The 14,951-nt window shown below is 66.7% G+C and carries 11 protein-coding genes; all 11 read right to left on the reverse strand.

Features of this window, described 5'->3' with window-relative positions; genetic code table 11:
• Nucleotides 1-213: 213 nt before the first annotated feature.
• Nucleotides 214-2,343 carry a methyl-accepting chemotaxis protein gene (locus DSX2_RS17200; RefSeq protein ID WP_020882277.1) on the reverse strand — a complete coding sequence of 710 codons (2,130 nt, stop codon included), beginning with the start codon at nt 2,341-2,343 and terminating at the stop codon, nt 214-216.
• A gap of 473 nt (nt 2,344-2,816) precedes the next feature.
• Entirely contained in the window at nt 2,817-4,724 is a 1,908-nt protein-coding gene (locus DSX2_RS17205) for a PAS domain-containing sensor histidine kinase (RefSeq protein WP_020882278.1), read from the reverse strand.
• A 48-nt stretch (nt 4,725-4,772) separates the two neighbouring features.
• Nucleotides 4,773-5,189, reverse strand: a complete 417-nt coding sequence (locus DSX2_RS17210) for a hypothetical protein (RefSeq protein WP_020882279.1) — start codon at nt 5,187-5,189, stop codon at nt 4,773-4,775.
• A gap of 2 nt (nt 5,190-5,191) precedes the next feature.
• Entirely contained in the window at nt 5,192-6,079 is an 888-nt protein-coding gene (locus DSX2_RS17870) for an iron-sulfur cluster assembly scaffold protein (protein WP_020882280.1), read from the reverse strand.
• On the reverse strand, nt 6,076-6,420 hold the full coding sequence (locus DSX2_RS17220; protein ID WP_020882281.1) for a 4Fe-4S dicluster domain-containing protein: 345 nt from the start codon (nt 6,418-6,420) through the stop codon (nt 6,076-6,078). Before DSX2_RS17220 ends, DSX2_RS17870 begins: the two co-directional genes overlap by 4 nt.
• Before the next feature lie 42 nt (nt 6,421-6,462).
• Nucleotides 6,463-6,957 carry a hydrogenase maturation protease gene (locus DSX2_RS17225; RefSeq protein WP_020882282.1) on the reverse strand — a complete coding sequence of 165 codons (495 nt, stop codon included), beginning with the start codon at nt 6,955-6,957 and terminating at the stop codon, nt 6,463-6,465.
• 147 nt (nt 6,958-7,104) lie between these two features.
• Nucleotides 7,105-8,568 (reverse strand): Ni/Fe hydrogenase subunit alpha, encoded by a 1,464-nt coding sequence (locus tag DSX2_RS17230; RefSeq protein WP_084486766.1) that lies wholly within the window; start codon nt 8,566-8,568, stop codon nt 7,105-7,107.
• Between the two features lie 79 nt (nt 8,569-8,647).
• Nucleotides 8,648-9,598, reverse strand: coding sequence for an NADH ubiquinone dehydrogenase (locus DSX2_RS17235; RefSeq protein WP_020882284.1), 951 nt, complete (start codon nt 9,596-9,598; stop codon nt 8,648-8,650).
• A gap of 20 nt (nt 9,599-9,618) precedes the next feature.
• Nucleotides 9,619-10,047 (reverse strand): hydrogenase iron-sulfur subunit, encoded by a 429-nt coding sequence (locus DSX2_RS17240; protein ID WP_152513012.1) that lies wholly within the window; start codon nt 10,045-10,047, stop codon nt 9,619-9,621.
• Nucleotides 10,048-10,057: 10 nt separating this feature from the next.
• Nucleotides 10,058-13,108, reverse strand: a complete 3,051-nt coding sequence (locus DSX2_RS17245) for a CoB--CoM heterodisulfide reductase iron-sulfur subunit A family protein (RefSeq protein ID WP_152513013.1) — start codon at nt 13,106-13,108, stop codon at nt 10,058-10,060.
• Between the two features lie 73 nt (nt 13,109-13,181).
• Nucleotides 13,182-14,498, reverse strand: a complete 1,317-nt coding sequence (locus DSX2_RS17255) for a (Fe-S)-binding protein (protein ID WP_020882289.1) — start codon at nt 14,496-14,498, stop codon at nt 13,182-13,184.
• Nucleotides 14,499-14,951: the final 453 nt, after the last annotated feature.

The following is a 14,951-nucleotide window of genomic DNA, read 5'->3' on the forward strand; positions in this document are numbered from 1 at the left end:
CGAGTATTTTGCCAAATAGGTGTACCCAGTTTGCCAAGCCGTGGCAATCACAAGCAAATCTTAGACAAATTTGTCATCGGCCGCATTTCTTTCGGCAGTCGAACTGCAGTCCGAGGCGGAGGAATGGGGGGATGGCGGGAGGAACGGGCGGAAAGACGCGAGGGCGAGCCGCGCGCGGCCCGCCCTCGCGAAAAGGGCCTGGAAGGAAGGCGGCTAGCCGGCGCCGTCCTGCTTGAGCCGGGCGATGATCTGGTTGAGCTCGCCGGACATGGTGGCCACCTCCTGCACGGCCAGGGAGGACTGCGCCATGCCGTCGGCCGTCTCGGCGACGATGCGGCTGACCTGCTCGATGGCCCGGTTGATCTCCTCGCTGGCCGCGGACTGCTGCTCGGCCGCCGTGGCGATGCCCTCGACCTGCCTGGCGCTGCCGCCCACGAGCTCCACGATCTCGGACAGCGCCTCGCCCGAGCGACCGGCCAGGTCGGTAACGCGCTCCACGGCCTTGGCCGCGGACTGCATCTTCTCCTGGCTCTGGCGCGCGGCCTGCTGGATGGAGAGGATCGACTCGCCGACCTCCTTGGTCGCGCCCATGGTCTTCTCCGCGAGCTTTCTGACCTCGTCGGCCACCACGGCGAAGCCCCGGCCCGCGTCGCCCGCTCGCGCTGCCTCGATGGCCGCGTTCAGCGCCAGAAGGTTCGTCTGGTCCGCGATGTCCGAGATGACGTTCATGACCTCGCCGATGGACTCGGCCTTGTGCCCGAGGTCCACCATGTTCTCCTGCAGGTCGCGCGTGATGGCGTGCACCTCGCCGATGCCGCTTACGGCCTGGCCCACCACGTCCGCGCCCTCGCCGGCCTTTGCGCGGGCCTTGTCCGCGCTCGAGGAGGCGTCGGCCGCGTTCCTGGCCACTTCTATGACCGTGGCGTTCATCTCCTCCATGGCCGTGGCGGTCTCGCCCATGCGCTCGCTCTGCTCCTGCGTGCCGCGCGTCACCTGTTCCACCTGCGCGGCCAGCTCCTCGCTGGCCGAGGACATGCGCTCGGAGATGGACTGCGCCTGGTCGGCCAGGCTGCCCATGGTCTCGAGCAGCCCGCGCACCTCCTGCTCCTTGGCCTGGGCGCGGGACATGGCGCCCTGGGCCTCCTTCGTGGCCGCGGCGGCGGCCTGCTGCTGCTCCTCGGCCTCGGCGATCTTCTCCTTCAGGTTCTCCACCATGCGGCTCATGGCCGCGGCCAGCTGCCCGGCCTCGTCCTTCTGGTGCACGTCCAGCACCTGGTCCAGGTCGCCGTCCGCCACCTTGGTGGCGTAGGCCACGCCGCGGGCCATGGGGCCGGTGATGGCCCGGGTCAGGAGGAGGGCGATGGCGATGCCCAGGACCACGGCGGCAACGAGCCCGCCGATGACCACCTTGGAGGCCAGGGAAAGACTGTCCACGGCCGCGTCGGCCAGCTCCTGGGTGTGGCCGATCCCGGCCGTGGCGGTGTCCCTGGCCGCCCCGAGCACGGCCTCGGAAGCCGTGTTGCGCTTGCCGTCCAGGGCGCGCAGATTCTCCCACTTGGCCAGGAACTCGGTCATGGCCTGCTTGTAGCCCTCGGCCGCGGCCTTTATGGCGTCGAGCTGGGCCACGTTCTTGTCGTCCGTGCTGAGCGCGCGCATGCGGCCCACAATGTCTTCCATCTTGGGGAAGAGGGCGATGCCTTCCTTGATGTAGGCCGGATCGCGCAGGGACTGCGACTTGAAGTTCCTGACCCGGATCTCCTCGCCGGTCTCGATGACCTCGGTGATCCAGGCGAGCTTCTGCAGCCGGTCGATGACGCTTCCGTCTCCGGCGGCAGCCAGGCGGGCCTTGATCTGCTGGTCGGCCAGATAGGCGTTGGCGTTCTTCATGAACGCGGCCGCCGAGGCGTCCATCTGCTTGCGCACGGTGGAGAGGTCCCGGATCATCTCGTCGGTCTGCCCGGCGAGCGTGGTGTACTCGTCCACCTTGGCCTGGGCCAGGCCGACGTCCTTCTTCAGGGCCACCAGCCTCGGATGGGCCTGGGCGTGCTTCTGGGCCTGGTCGAGGAAGGCGTGCACGTCGTTCAGATGCTTGCTGCCCTCCACCCAGTAGTCGTGATTCTCGCTCAGGCTGTAGGAGCGCATGGCGAGCATGGCCTGCAGCGAGGAGCGCTCCACGTTGTTGGCGATGGCCACCTCGGGCACGAACTCCTGGGCGAGCCGTCCACTGTTTCGGCTCACGGCGGTCATGTTGTACACGGCCAGCACGCCGAGGCCGCAGCTGAGCAGGATAAGCAGCCCGAATCCCAGTCCGAGCTTCACCCCGAGCTTCACATCCTTGAGCATGTCACTTCTCCATGGTGTAAAAGGCGCCGCCCCCCCGGGAGCCGGCATTCGCGGAGCGCAGGAATCGCGCCCCGGGGGAGGAACGCGATTCTTGCGGGAAAAACTACTGTTGCGTTTCGGATCAAGACGTGAACATCTTTACCTAAAGATTGCAGCAAGAAAGCTGCGGACACTCGCCCCCCCGTGTCGATTACCGGAAGATACATGAAAACCCCTCTGCAATTCAAGCCTGCATTGCGTCGATGCAACACTTAGGCCTTCAACGACACCCCTGCATAAAGCACGAACCGTAACGAAACCATCGACACGCCATTATAGGCGGCGACACAGGAGCGTCCGCGTCGAAACGGCCGTCATGCGCTTCTCGAGACGTCTCCGGCCGTGTGCGTCTTCCTTTGCCCCGTGCGCGCGCCCATGACCAGGGGGGCCTCCAGAACGTCGGCTTCCCGGCCCCTTGCGCGCCGGTCCCGCGGCTAGGCAGGCCGGGGGAGCCGCACGGTCAGCGTCGTGCCTTCGGCCTCCGAGCTCGTGAAGGAGAGAGAGCCGTGCTGGACCTCGGCCATGAGGCGGGCGGAATAGGCGCCGAGTCCCGTGCCGTTCGGCTTGCCGTGCGTGGCGTACTTCTGCGCGAAGCGGGGGAGGATGGTTTCCGCGATGGCGCCCGCGTTGTGGATGGAGATCACGGCCTCGCTTCCTTCGGCGGCAAGGGCGACGGTCACCTTCCTGTGGCGCGGCGAGGCCTCGATGGCGTTCTTGATCAGGTTGGCGAGCATGGAGGAACAGAGCAGGTCCTCGCCCAGGGCCGCGAAGCGCTCGCCCTTTTCGGGCGCACGGCCCTCGACCAGCACGCCCAGGCTCACGTTCCTGGCCGAGGCCTGGACGTTCACCTCCCACAGCACGCGCTCGAGCACGGCCAGGAGGTCGATCTCCTCGGACTTCAGGACGTAGGTGCCCTGCTCCATCTTGAAGAGGTCCAGGGAGAGGTTGACCATTTCGAGCATGCGGAAGCCTGCCTGCCGGATGCGCTCCAGGTCGTCGCGCTGCTCCGGGGTCAGGTCGCCCTCCTCGGCGATGATCGCGGGGTAGGAGATGACCGCGCCCAGCGGGCTCTTCAGGTCGTGGCGGGCGATGCGCTCCACCTCCTGGCGCAGCTCCTCAGCGGCCTTGCGCGCCGTGATGTCGTCCACCACCCAGATCATGCCGCGCGAAAGGTTCGAGCGGTCCAGGGCCCGGCCCCATATCTGGCACCAGACCTGGGAGCCGTCGCGCCGCCGCATCTCGCACTCGCCCTGGAACTGCCCCTTCTCGACCATGTGGCGCGTGAGCTCGTCGCGAAACGCCAGAAAGCACTCGAGGTTCGGGTGCAGCAGGGAGACGTCCCTGCCCTCGAGGTCGTCCGGCTGGTAGCCGAAGATGTCCCCGAGCCGGGAATTGGCCCGGCGGATGAGGTATTCCTCGCCCACGAGCATGACGCCCACCTGGCTGTTCTCGAAGATCGTCTCGAGCTCGGCCAGGGCGTCGCCCAGGCGGCGCTGGGCCTCCACCAGGGGGGTGATGTCGCGGCACACGGCCTGGATGACCCCGGGCGTGCCCGGGACCTCGGAGACGCCCGCGTCCACGCGCAGGGTGGTGCCGTCCGGCCGCTTCATGTCGAAGCGGAAGCGGGCCCTGCCGCCCCCGCGCACGCTGTGCAGGACGTTCTCGATGCGCACGCAGGCCGCGGGCGAGCAGAGATCCGTGAAAGGCCTGCCCACGAGGCTGCCCGGCGCCGCGCCCATGAGCGTGTGGCCCACGGCGTTGGCCTCGCGGATGCGGCCGTCCTGGTCCAGGAGATAGATGGCGTCGACCGAGCCCTCGAACAGGGAACGGAAGCGGGCCTCGCTCGCGCGCAGCTGATCCTCGGCCCTCTTGTGCGCCGTGATGTCGCTGATGACCCCTTCCTGGTAGAGCACGGCGCCCTTCTCGTCGCGCACGATGATCTTGTCCGAGCGCACCCAGACGATGCTGCCGTCCTTGCGCTTCCAGCGCATCTCGCGCGAGATGGTCTCGGGAGAGGCGAGGGAGCGGGCCATGTGCTCGTGCCGTTCCTCGGGATCGGCGTACACGTCGCGGGCCATGTCCTTGACCAGGGCCAGCATCTCGTCCGAGTTCTCGTAGCCGAGGATGGCCGCCAGCCCCTCGCTGGCGCAGAGCAGCCTGCCCTCCACGGTGGTGCGGAAGAGTCCGAAGAGGCTGCTGCCGAGCACCGCGGGCCAGGAGGCATCGCAACACTGGGCGCAGGTGAAGGGAGAGACCAGCTCCGCTCCGCACTCGCGGCCGCAGGCCCGGGTTCCTGGGCGGGAAGGTTCGGGGGGCCGTATGATCTTGCTGTCGTGACTCATGAGCTGCACCTTTGGTGTAAGGCTAGCCCAGCCGAGGCGGAAAGGGGACTATTTTTTCCCGGCAGTGCCGGTAGACTCGCCGTTTTCGCCCGCATCCTTCCCGCCGTCCGCCCGGCCGCCTCCGAAGCGGCGCTGCCAGTACTCGTTGAGCCTCGTCGCGTCGAGCATCCTGGCCGTCTCCTCGGCCACGCGGCGCACGTCGAAGCCCTCGTGCTCGGCCTCGCGCACGGCCAGCACCCAGCAGCCCGAGGCGTCCCGGCCGAGATAGAGGCTGCGCTTCACCGCGGGGTGGTGCTCCGTGAGCATGCGCGCGCCCGAGGGGCCGAAGAAGAGGGCCGCGGTGTCCGCCTCGTCCTCGCGCCAGGCGTAGAGGATCTCGTCCGGCCGCTCGGGCAGCTCGCCCAGCGTCTTGGCCGTCCAGGCGCAGGCGTCGAAGATGTCTTTCAGCCGCTTCGGAGGGTGCATGGTCAGGCCTCCCCGTCGTCGTTTCCCAGAATGCGCTTCAGATAGGCGCCCACCTTCTCGCCGTCGAAGACGATGGTCGATTCCTCGGCCACACGGCGCACGTCGTAGCCCGCGTGCTCCACCTCGCGCACGGCCAGGGCCCAGGCGCCCTTGGCGTCCGGGCCGAGGTAGAGGCTGCGCCGCACCGAGGGGTGGCGCTCGGTGAGCGTGCGCGCCCCGGCCGGTCCGAAGAAGAGCTCGGCCATGCCCGCCTCCTCCTCGCGCCAGATGTAGAGGATCTCGTCCTCGCGCTCCGGCAGGGAGCCCAGCGTCTTGGCGGTCCAGGCGCAGCGCTCGAAGAGGGCGAGCAGCTTTTTGGGCGGGCGGCAGGATGCGGGATCGGCCCCGGCCTTCGCGACGCCCTGCCCGGCGCGGGCCAGGATCGCCTCGGCCGCGGCGCGCACGGCCCCGGCCGCGGCCTCGGCGTACTCGCGCTTCTCGCGCGCGAGGCCGGGCAGCACGGCGATCACCTCGTCGGCCGAAAGCGCGGCGGCCTCGGCCGGGGTGCGGCCGAGCGCCAGCTCGCAGGCCGCGTCGCCCGCGGCCATGTAGGGACCGCAGCCGTTGGTCCAAAAGCGCGCGGCAGCGATGCGGCCCGCATCCCCGCCCTGGCCCGCCAGGGCCAGCTGCACGCTCATGCTCCGTCCGCCCCGACGCGCCTCGCCCACGCCGTCAGGCAGGGGCAGCTCGCCCAGGAAGCGGGGATGCGCGAAGCGCTCCACCACCTCGCGGCCGAAGCGCGCCTCGTGGGCCGCGTCCATTTGCGCCTGCAGGCGCGCGGCCAGGGCGTCGGGCCCGAGGCCCTCCTCGTGGACGTCCTCTGGGGAGTCGGAAGAATCGGACGAGATCATGGTTCCTCCCGCGGTTCTTCCCCGGACGGGACGCCCGAGAAGGCCTGGCGCAGGGCGGCGCGCACGCACTCCCGAAGCTCCGCCGTGGACAGCCCGGGGATGGCGATGGCCTCCTTGGGGCAGGTGCCCTGGCAGGCCCCGCAGCCGGAGCAGGCGCGCTCGGCCACGCTGACCGTGCGCCGTCCCGGGCGATGGGGATGGGCAACGACCTTGAGGCAGGACTTGGGGCAGATGTCCACGCAGAACGCGCAGCCGTCGCAGACGCTCTCGTCCACCCGCGCGACGGCCCCGCGCCCGGCGAAGCGCTCCTCGTTCTCGAAGTCCCTGGCGATGAGGCGCATGGCAACCTCCCTGGGCATGGTCAGCGGATCGTGCACCGTCCGTCAGGCCGAAAGGCAGAGCTCCTTGACCTTGGCCGCGACCCTGGGCAGGGCGGCCTCCATCTCGGGCGAGAGCCCCTCCTCGATCTCGTCGGGGATGAAGCCCGTCTGCACGACCACGATGCGCACCTCCATGCCGGTGTTGAGCTTCAGATCCTTCAGGAGGTTCACCGTGGGGAACATGTGCAGCGAGAAGTCGTTGACCCTTTTGGGGTCCATCTCGTCCACGTCGATCTCCCAGAACTCGCCGGGCTTCTTGCCCTCCTGGGTGGTGGCGTCCACCACGATGACCCGCTTGGGCGGCGTGGGGGCGTGGATGAGGTCGAAGAGCAGCGTGCGGATGGAGGTGCCCACGTCGAGCAGGCCGACGTCGCTCGGGATCTCCGGGTCCTGCTCGAGCATCTCCACGACCTTGGGGCCCGCGGCGTCGTCGCCGATGAGGATGTTGCCGCAACCGAACACGAGCACCCGAGAGGTGAACATCTTGGACCAGTCCATCTTGCTTCCGTGGCCTCCGTGGAAAAATGGCGCGGGAGTCCCCGCTTCTGACACACTCTAGAACGAAAAAGCGGGGCCGTCACCGGGACGGCCCCGCCGGGGCCCCGGTCCGGCCGTGGTGAACCACGAACGGACCGGGCGCCTCCTCTACTTGCTCATCGTCTCGATCACCTGGCCGTCGGCGTCGATGATCTTCACTTCCATGGCCATACCGCCATCCAGGCGGTGCGTGGCGCAGGACATTCACGGGTCGTAGGCACGAACCGCCATCTCGATCATGTTCAGGACGCCCTGGTCGTACTTGCCGTCCTTGATGACGGCCTTGGCGGCCTGCTTGATCGACAGGTTCATGCCCGCATTGTTGTGGGTGGTGCCGACGATGAGGTTGGCCATCTTCACGCAGCCGTTCTCGTCGGTCTTGTAGTGGTGGATGAGGGTGCCGCGCGGCGCTTCCACGCAGCCCACGCCCTCGCCCGCCCTGGGCTCGATGTTCTTGGCGCGGATCTCGCGGCCCGTGATCTCGGGGTCGTTCAGGAGCTCCTCGGCGCGCTCGCAGCACTGCACGAGCTCGATGAGCCGCGCCCAGTGGTAGAGCAGCGTCAGGTGCGCCGGACGGCCGAACTCCTTGCGGAAGATCTCGAGCTCCTTTTGCGCCTCGGGGGTGGCCATCTGGTCGCAGACGTTGATGCGCGCCAGACAGTTGGAGCGGTACACGCCCACCGGATCGTTCTCGTCGAGTTTGATCCCGCCCGCCTTCTTTATGTAGGGGAACTTGAGGTAGGTCCACGGCTCGACGTGCTCGGCGATGTAGTCCGCGTACTTGTCGTACGTGAACTGGTCGTACGTGCCGTCGATGTTCATGAGCCTCAGTTCGCCGTCGTACAGTTCGAGCGCGCCGTTCTTCGGGTTCACCGTTCCGATGTAGCCCGAGGGGAACACGCCGAGCATCTTCACCGCGTCGATGTACTTGGGGAAGACGTTCTCGCGCGCGAACTTGATGGTGAACATGCAGAAGTCCTTGGCCTCCTTGACGACGGCCAAAAGCTCCTTGCGCTCGTCCTCCAGCATGGGCTTGGAGTAGCCGCCGACCACCGCCGCGATGGGGTGGATGACCTTGCCGGCGAACTTCTCGAGCGCCATCTGGGTCTTGTAGCGCATGTGCACGACCTGCTTGGCCAGATCGGGCACCGCGCCCACCACGCCGACCACGTTGCGCACGGAATAGTCGGCGTCCGGGCCGATCACGAAGTCGGGAGCGGCCAGGAAGTAGAAGTGCAGGATCTTGTCCGGGATGTAGGCCAGCATCTGGCACAGCTCGCGGAGCTTTTTGCCCGTGGGCGGCACGACCGCGCCGAGGCAGGCGTCCGCGGCCTTGTTGGAGGCCAGGTGGTGCTGCCAGGGGCAGATGCCGCAGATGCGGTTGACGATGCGGGGCACCTCCTCCACGGGACGGCCCACGACGAATTTCTCGAAGCCTCTGAGGGACATGACCTGCATCCGCGCGTCGGCCACGTTGCCGTTGGCGTCGAGCTTGATCTCGAAGCCGGCATGGCCCTCGATGCGCGTGATGGGGGCCACCCTCAGGGTCTTGGCGGCCTGAACTTCACTCATATGATCGCCTCCTGGGGTCCTGCCGGAACGGAGCCTGTCCGCCCCGGCCAGCGACCCTGGTTTGTCCTGCTAGATCATCCTATTTCTGCTTCGGCTGCTTCACCGCGTGCAGCACGCCGTGGGCACCGTTGAAGCGGCAGAGGAAGCCCTTGCGGTCGAGCATCCTGGCCGGGTCGTACCCCACGGAGGCCAGGGCGCCCACGTAGTCCATGAGCGGCTTGGAGTCCTCCTTGATGGGGCCGTAGCAGCCGCGGCAGGGCATGCGCGTGCTGATGCAGCGCGGCGCCTCGCCCTTGAGGCCCGAGCAGCCCGCCCGGGTGACCGGGCCGAGGCACATGAAGCCCTGCTCGAGCAGGCAGCGCATCTCGGAGACCGGCTTCTCGGGGTCGAACTCCGGGGTCTGCAGCATGCGCTTCAGCTCCCCGCCCTTCTTCCGCTCGCGGATCGTGGGGCAGGTGTCGCAGACGCTGCGCTCGGGCAGCTTCAGGTTCTCGGGCTTGCCGTCGAGCAGCGCCAGGACCGCGGCGGCGATCCAGTCCGGATGCGGAGGGCAGCCGGGCAGCTTGATGTCCACCTTCACGTGGTCGTCGAGCGCCCCGCAGTTCTCGAGCATCGCGGGGATGTGGTAGGTCTCGGTGTCCGGATCGGGTCCGGGCACCGTGGTCGGCGATTCGCGGTACGAGAAGTCGCGGATGGCCTGGTTGCCGTACATGTTGCCGAGCGCCGGGATGCCGCCGTCCGTGGCGCAGGTGCCGAGCGCGACCAGGATGTTGGCCCGCTTGCGGCACATCTCGAGGACCTCGAGATGCTCCTCGTTCTTCACGCCGCCGGAGACGATGGCCACGTCGGCCTCGGGGATCTCCAGCGTCTTCCCTTCGCCGGTCTGGCCGTAGTACTTCTTGTCGATGAGGACCGGGATGTGGACGAACTGCAGCGAAGGCAGCAGGTCGACCAGCACGTCGCCGATGTTCAGGATGGCGATCTCGCAGCCGGAGCAGGAGTTCAGCCATTCCTCGATGATACGCGCCATGTGATTCCTCCCTTCCGGCCTCAGGCGGTGGCCGCCTGAGCCTGTTTGAGCGGGTTGGGTCCCAGGGCGCGCACCTGTTCGGTGAACGCGGTGACGACCTCCGCGAAACGGGGAGCCTCGGCGCTCGACACCCACCCGATCATGAAGCGCTCGGGGTCGATGCCCAGATCCTCGAGGACGAGCTTGGCGCCCTCGGCCCTAGCCAGTGCTTTGTTATTACCTTCCAGGTAATGACACTCGCCGAGGTGTCACCCAAGCACCATCACGCCGTCCGCGCCGTGCTGCAGCGCGTCGACGATCAGGTTCGGATGGACCATTCCCGAGCACATCACCCGGACGGCACGCATGTTGGGCGGATACTTCAGGCGGGAAACGCCCGCCAGGTCGCCACCGGCATATGCGCACCAGTTGCACAGGAAGCCGATGATGACCGGTTCGAACTCAGCCATGTCTCGCTCCTTATATTCCGGCCAGGGCCGCGCGGACCTGGGCCTTGATCTGTTCCATGTCGAAGCCGGCCACGTTCACGCCCTGCTTGGGGCAGGTGGCCATGCACACGCCGCAGCCCTTGCACAGGGCCTTGTCCGTCTGGATGCGGCGATGCTCCTTGCCGTCGTCCGCCTGGTACGCCGCGAGGCTGATGGCGTTGTAGGGGCAGGTGTCCACGCACAGGGCGCAGCCGTCGCAGTTCTCCGTGACGTAGCTCTTGATGGAGTCGAGCGGCATCACGGTGCGCGAGAGCACCACGCCCGCCCTGGCCACGGCCGCCTGGGCCTGGGCCACGGCCTCGTCGATGGGCTTCGGGTAGTGGCAGAGCCCCGCCACGTACAGGCCGTCCACCGAGAGGTCCACGGGGCGGAGCTTCGGGTGCGCCTCGGTCAGGAAGCCGTCCGTGCCGACCGAGCACTTGTAGAGGTCCACGAGCTCGCGGGTCTCGTTGGGCACGATGGCCGAGGCCAGGATCAGCAGATCGGCCTTGAGCTTCACCGGGGCCTGCAGGATGGGATCGAAGGCGGTCACGTAGAGCGAGCCGCCCTCGCTCGTCACCTGGGGCTTGGCCTCGGGCTCGTAGCGGATGTACATGACGCCCTTCTCGCGCGAGCGGGTGTACAGGTCCTCGCGCTCGCCGTAGGTGCGGATGTCGCGGTTGAGGACGAAGACCTTCATGTTCGGGTCCTTGTCCTTGAGCCGGACGGCCGCCTCCACGGAGTGCGAGCAGCACACGCGCGAGCAGTAGGGGCGCGCGGGTTCGCGGGAGCCGACGCACTGGATGAAGACGACGCTCTTCACGCCGTCGAGCTTCTCGGGCTCCTTCTTCATCATGTGCTCGAAGTCCTGGTGCGTGAGCACGCGCGGGTCCTTCCCGTACATGTACTCGGTGGGCTTGGATTCCTTGGCGCCCGTGGCCACCACGGCGGCGCCGTACTTGATGGCCTTCTTCTCGCCGGCCACGTCGATCTCGGAGACGAAGTTGCCCACCGAGCCGACCGCGCTCCTCAGCGTGGCGTTCTTGTAGATCGTGATGTTCGGATGGTTGTCGACCTGGGCGATGAGGTGCTCGATGTGCGGCACGATCTTCTCGCCCTTCCAGGTGTGGTCCAGCGACCAGGCGTTGCCGCCGAGGATGCTCGACTTTTCCAGGAGGTAGGTCTTGTAGCCCTGGTTGGCCAGGCCGAGCGCCGCGGTCATGCCGGAGACGCCGCCGCCGACCACCAGGGCCTGCTGCACCACGTCCACGGAGAGCTTGTCCAGCGGGGCCAGGAGGCGCGCCTTGGCGACGGCCATGCGCACCTGGTCCATGGCCTTCTCGGTGGCCTTCTCCGGGGTGTCCGGGTGGACCCAGGAGTTCTGGTTGCGGATGTTGGCCATCTCCACCAGGTACTGGTTGAGACCGGCCTCGCGCAGCGTGTCCTTGAACAGCGGCTCGTGGGTGCGCGGCGTGCAGGCGGCGATCACGATGCGGTTCAGGCCGTGCTCCTTGATCTTCTCGGCGATCATGACCTGGGTGTCCGTGGAGCAGGTGAACAGGTTGTTCTCCACGAAGACCACGTCAGGCAGGGTCTTGGCGTATTCCGTGACCTTCTTGACGTCGACCACCGAGGCGATGTTGATGCCGCAGGAGCAGACGAAGACGCCGACGCGGGCCGGCTCCTTGCTGATGTCGCGCTCCGCCGGGTAGGTCTTCTCGCGGGTCAGGCTGCCCTTGGCCTCGGCCAGGAGGTCGGCCGCGGCGGCCGCGGCCGAGGAGGCCTCGGTCACGGACTGGGGGATGTCCTTGGGGCCCTGGAAGGCGCCGGAGACGAAGATGCCGGGCCGCGAGGTGCTGACCGGGGCGAAGGAGCTCGTGGCCGCGAAGCGGTACTTGTCGAGCTGGAAGTCGCAGATCTCGGCGAGCTTCCTCGCGTCCTTCGGCGCCTCCAGGCCGATGGAGTGCACGAGCATGTCGTAGTCCTCGTACATCTCCTTGCCGTCTTCCGTGGCGTAGCGCACGCGCACGCCCTTGCCCTCGGGGCCGGGGTAGACGGTGTGGATGCGGGCACGCACGAAGTCGATGCCCTTCTCCTTGGCGTTCTCGTAGTACTTCTCGAACTCCTTCCCGTGCGAGCGGATGTCCATGTAGAAGACCGTCTGGTTCACGTCGCCGGAGGTATGGTCCGCGGTGACCAGGGCCTGCTTGATGGCGTACATGCAGCACACGCTCGAGCAGAAGCCGTTGTCGCACTTGTTGGAGGAACGCGAGCCCACGCACTGCAGCCAGGCGATCTTCTTGGGCTCGGAGTGGTCAGAGGGCCGCGTCAGGTGGCCCATGCAGGGGCCGGACGCGGAGAGCAGGCGCTCGTACTCGAGGGAGGTGACCACGTCGGGCAGGTGCTTCCTGTCGTAGCCCCAGAAGTCGATCTCGCCGGGGTTGTACGGGTGGAAGCCCGGGGCCAGGATGAGGGCGCCGACGTTCAGCTCGACGATCTCTTCCTTGTCCTCGAAGTTGATCGCGCCGGTGGGGCAGAACTTCTCGCAGGCGCGACACTTGCCCTTGGTCAGGTACAGACAGTTTTCGGCATCCAGGGCGTACTTCAGCGGCACGGTCTGGCCGTACTGGATGTAGGCGGCCTTGCGGTTGTCCAGGCCCTGGTTGAACTCGTTGGGAACCTTCTTGGGGCACTTCTCGGCGCACAGCCCGCAGGCGATGCACTTCTCCATGTCCACGTAGCGCGGAGCCTTCCGCACCTTGACCGTGTAGTTCCCCGCCTCGCCAGCAACCCCCGCGATCTCCGAGAGGGTCATCAATTCAATATTCAAGTGCCGACCGCACTCGACCAACTTGGGCGAGATAATTCACATCGCGCAGTCGTTGGTCGGGAAGGTCTTGTCCAGCTGGGCCATGACTCCGCCGATGCCCGGGCCCTTTTCGAGCATGTACACGTAGTACCCGGACTCGGCGAGGTCCAGGGCCGTCTGGATGCCGGCGATGCCACCGCCGGCGACGAGCACCGAACCAAGTTTCGCTGCCATCGGATGTCTCCTTTGTTGGAATGACGCCTCTATGTGACGTACCTGTCGGCCGGGGCAGCCCGGCCGGTGCTCCCTAATACTCCATGTCCTCGACGCCCAGGCGCTCCCACTGCGCGGTGGCCTCGGCCGCGAGCTTCTCGATCTCCGCCTCGCTCTTCTCGGGCAGGACGAGGGCCTCGGCGATGACCTGCCAGATGTACTTCACCTCGTACTGGTAGTCCTTGTAGTACTTGGGGAGGCGACGCATCATCTGGTCGCGGCAGTTGGAACAGCCGACCACGACCACGTCCGCCTTCGAGTTCTTGATCTGCTCGAACTTGAAGCGGCCGTGCGCGGCGGATTCCTGCTCGTAGGGCATGGGCCAGTTGCCGCCGCCGGCGCCGCAGCAGAAGTTGTTGCCGCGGTTGGGGTAGAACTCGACGCGCGAATCCACGCACTGGTCGAGAATCCAGCGGGGCTCCTCGTAGTAGCCGCGGCCGAAGTGGCGCTCGAGCTCGCGGCCGTGCTTACAGGAGTCGTGCCACACGAAGGTGCGGCCCTCGTGCACGCTCTTGTCGAGCGTGATGCGGCCGTCTTCGATGAGCTTCTTCAGGTAGTCGTAGAGATAGAGGAAGGAGGCTTTGTTGTCCGGGTTCTCGAGCTCGCACATCTTCATGCCGGTACGGCAGCCGTAGGAGCCGCCGCCGCAGTCGGGCATGATCATGGTGCCGACCTGCAGGTCGTGCATGAGGTCGATCTTGCGCTGGGCCAGGACCTTGGTGGCCTCGTAGTTGCCCGTGAACAGGCCCCAGTCGACCGCCTCCCAGTTCTCGGAAGGCACGGTCCAGTTCTCGCCCGCGGCGTAGAAGATCTTCCACCACCACTTCATGTCCTCGAAGTCGCCGTAGATCTCCTTGGAGTTGGGGAAGAACAGGACCTCGGCGTCCTTCTTGTCCACCGGCACGTAGAACCCCGGGCACTCCTCGTCCGCCAGCTCCTCGCCGACGTCCTTCAGGGTGGCCAGGTAGTCCTGCATGGGGATGTCCATGTTGTTGCCGGAAGCCAGGACCTTTTCCACGCCCTTGTGCAGGATGCCCGGCACCTTGTCGCGGTTGCGCAGGTGCTTCATGAAGCCGAAGATGGGCACGATGTCGATGTGCTGCGGGCAGGCGTAGGCACACCGGCCGCACCCCGTGCAGATCCACGGGAACTTGGACTCCACCACCTCGTCGACCATGCCGTAGGCAAGCATGCGGATAACCTTGCGCGTGTCCCAGCCTTCCATTCCCGGAGTTCCGGTGATGGGGCACCCGCTCGAACACATGCCGCAGGTGAAGCATGCGTTCAGGTTGAGTCCGGCAAGCTTATCCTTGATCGCGGCGGGGATGTCCCTCGGTTGGATAGGCTCCATACATACCCCCTGATCGGTTTGCGTCCCTGCCCGCGCCGATGCGGGCCTGGGTCGCCGCTGCCTCTATTTTGAGACGCCCGGGGTGGGCGTCCGCAACGCGATGTTTCAGGCGCGCCCTTCCCTTTCGGGAGTCCGACGGGCGCAGCCCTCGCTGGGTCTGGTCTGGATAGTCGGCCTCCCGCATCCACCTCCGAAAGGAGGGCCGACTGGATGCGGGCGGCCGGATGATCTGATCCGGAAATCGTTCCCGATATCTACCAAAAATCGGGCGAAAGTAAATGATCCCGTACAGATAGACAGCTCTTATTAGAGCTATAGGAAGACCCTATGCGTGACGGAGAAGGGAGTGGAGCAATGCGGTGGAATGTCAGATGAAATCAGGGGCGGGGACTGAACCTTTTTCAGACCATTATCGTCCGAAGTTCAGCCTGTTTGAGTGATCAATATCTTGCC

This window comes from Desulfovibrio sp. X2, assembly GCF_000422205.1.
In the GTDB taxonomy this organism is placed as follows: domain Bacteria; phylum Desulfobacterota; class Desulfovibrionia; order Desulfovibrionales; family Desulfovibrionaceae; genus Alkalidesulfovibrio.

Excerpts from the sequence above, each read along its gene's own strand:
- DSX2_RS17200 (WP_020882277.1), bottom strand. The coding sequence starts at position 2,343 with ATGCTCAAGGATGTGAAGCTCGGGGTGAAGCTCGGACTGGGATTCGGG.
- DSX2_RS17205 (WP_020882278.1), bottom strand. The coding sequence starts at position 4,724 with ATGAGTCACGACAGCAAGATCATACGGCCCCCCGAACCTTCCCGCCCA.
- DSX2_RS17210 (WP_020882279.1), bottom strand. The coding sequence starts at position 5,189 with ATGCACCCTCCGAAGCGGCTGAAAGACATCTTCGACGCCTGCGCCTGG.
- DSX2_RS17870 (WP_020882280.1), bottom strand. The coding sequence starts at position 6,079 with ATGATCTCGTCCGATTCTTCCGACTCCCCAGAGGACGTCCACGAGGAG.
- DSX2_RS17220 (WP_020882281.1), bottom strand. The coding sequence starts at position 6,420 with ATGCGCCTCATCGCCAGGGACTTCGAGAACGAGGAGCGCTTCGCCGGG.
- DSX2_RS17225 (WP_020882282.1), bottom strand. The coding sequence starts at position 6,957 with ATGGACTGGTCCAAGATGTTCACCTCTCGGGTGCTCGTGTTCGGTTGC.
- DSX2_RS17235 (WP_020882284.1), bottom strand. The coding sequence starts at position 9,598 with ATGGCGCGTATCATCGAGGAATGGCTGAACTCCTGCTCCGGCTGCGAG.
- DSX2_RS17255 (WP_020882289.1), bottom strand. The coding sequence starts at position 14,498 with ATGGAGCCTATCCAACCGAGGGACATCCCCGCCGCGATCAAGGATAAG.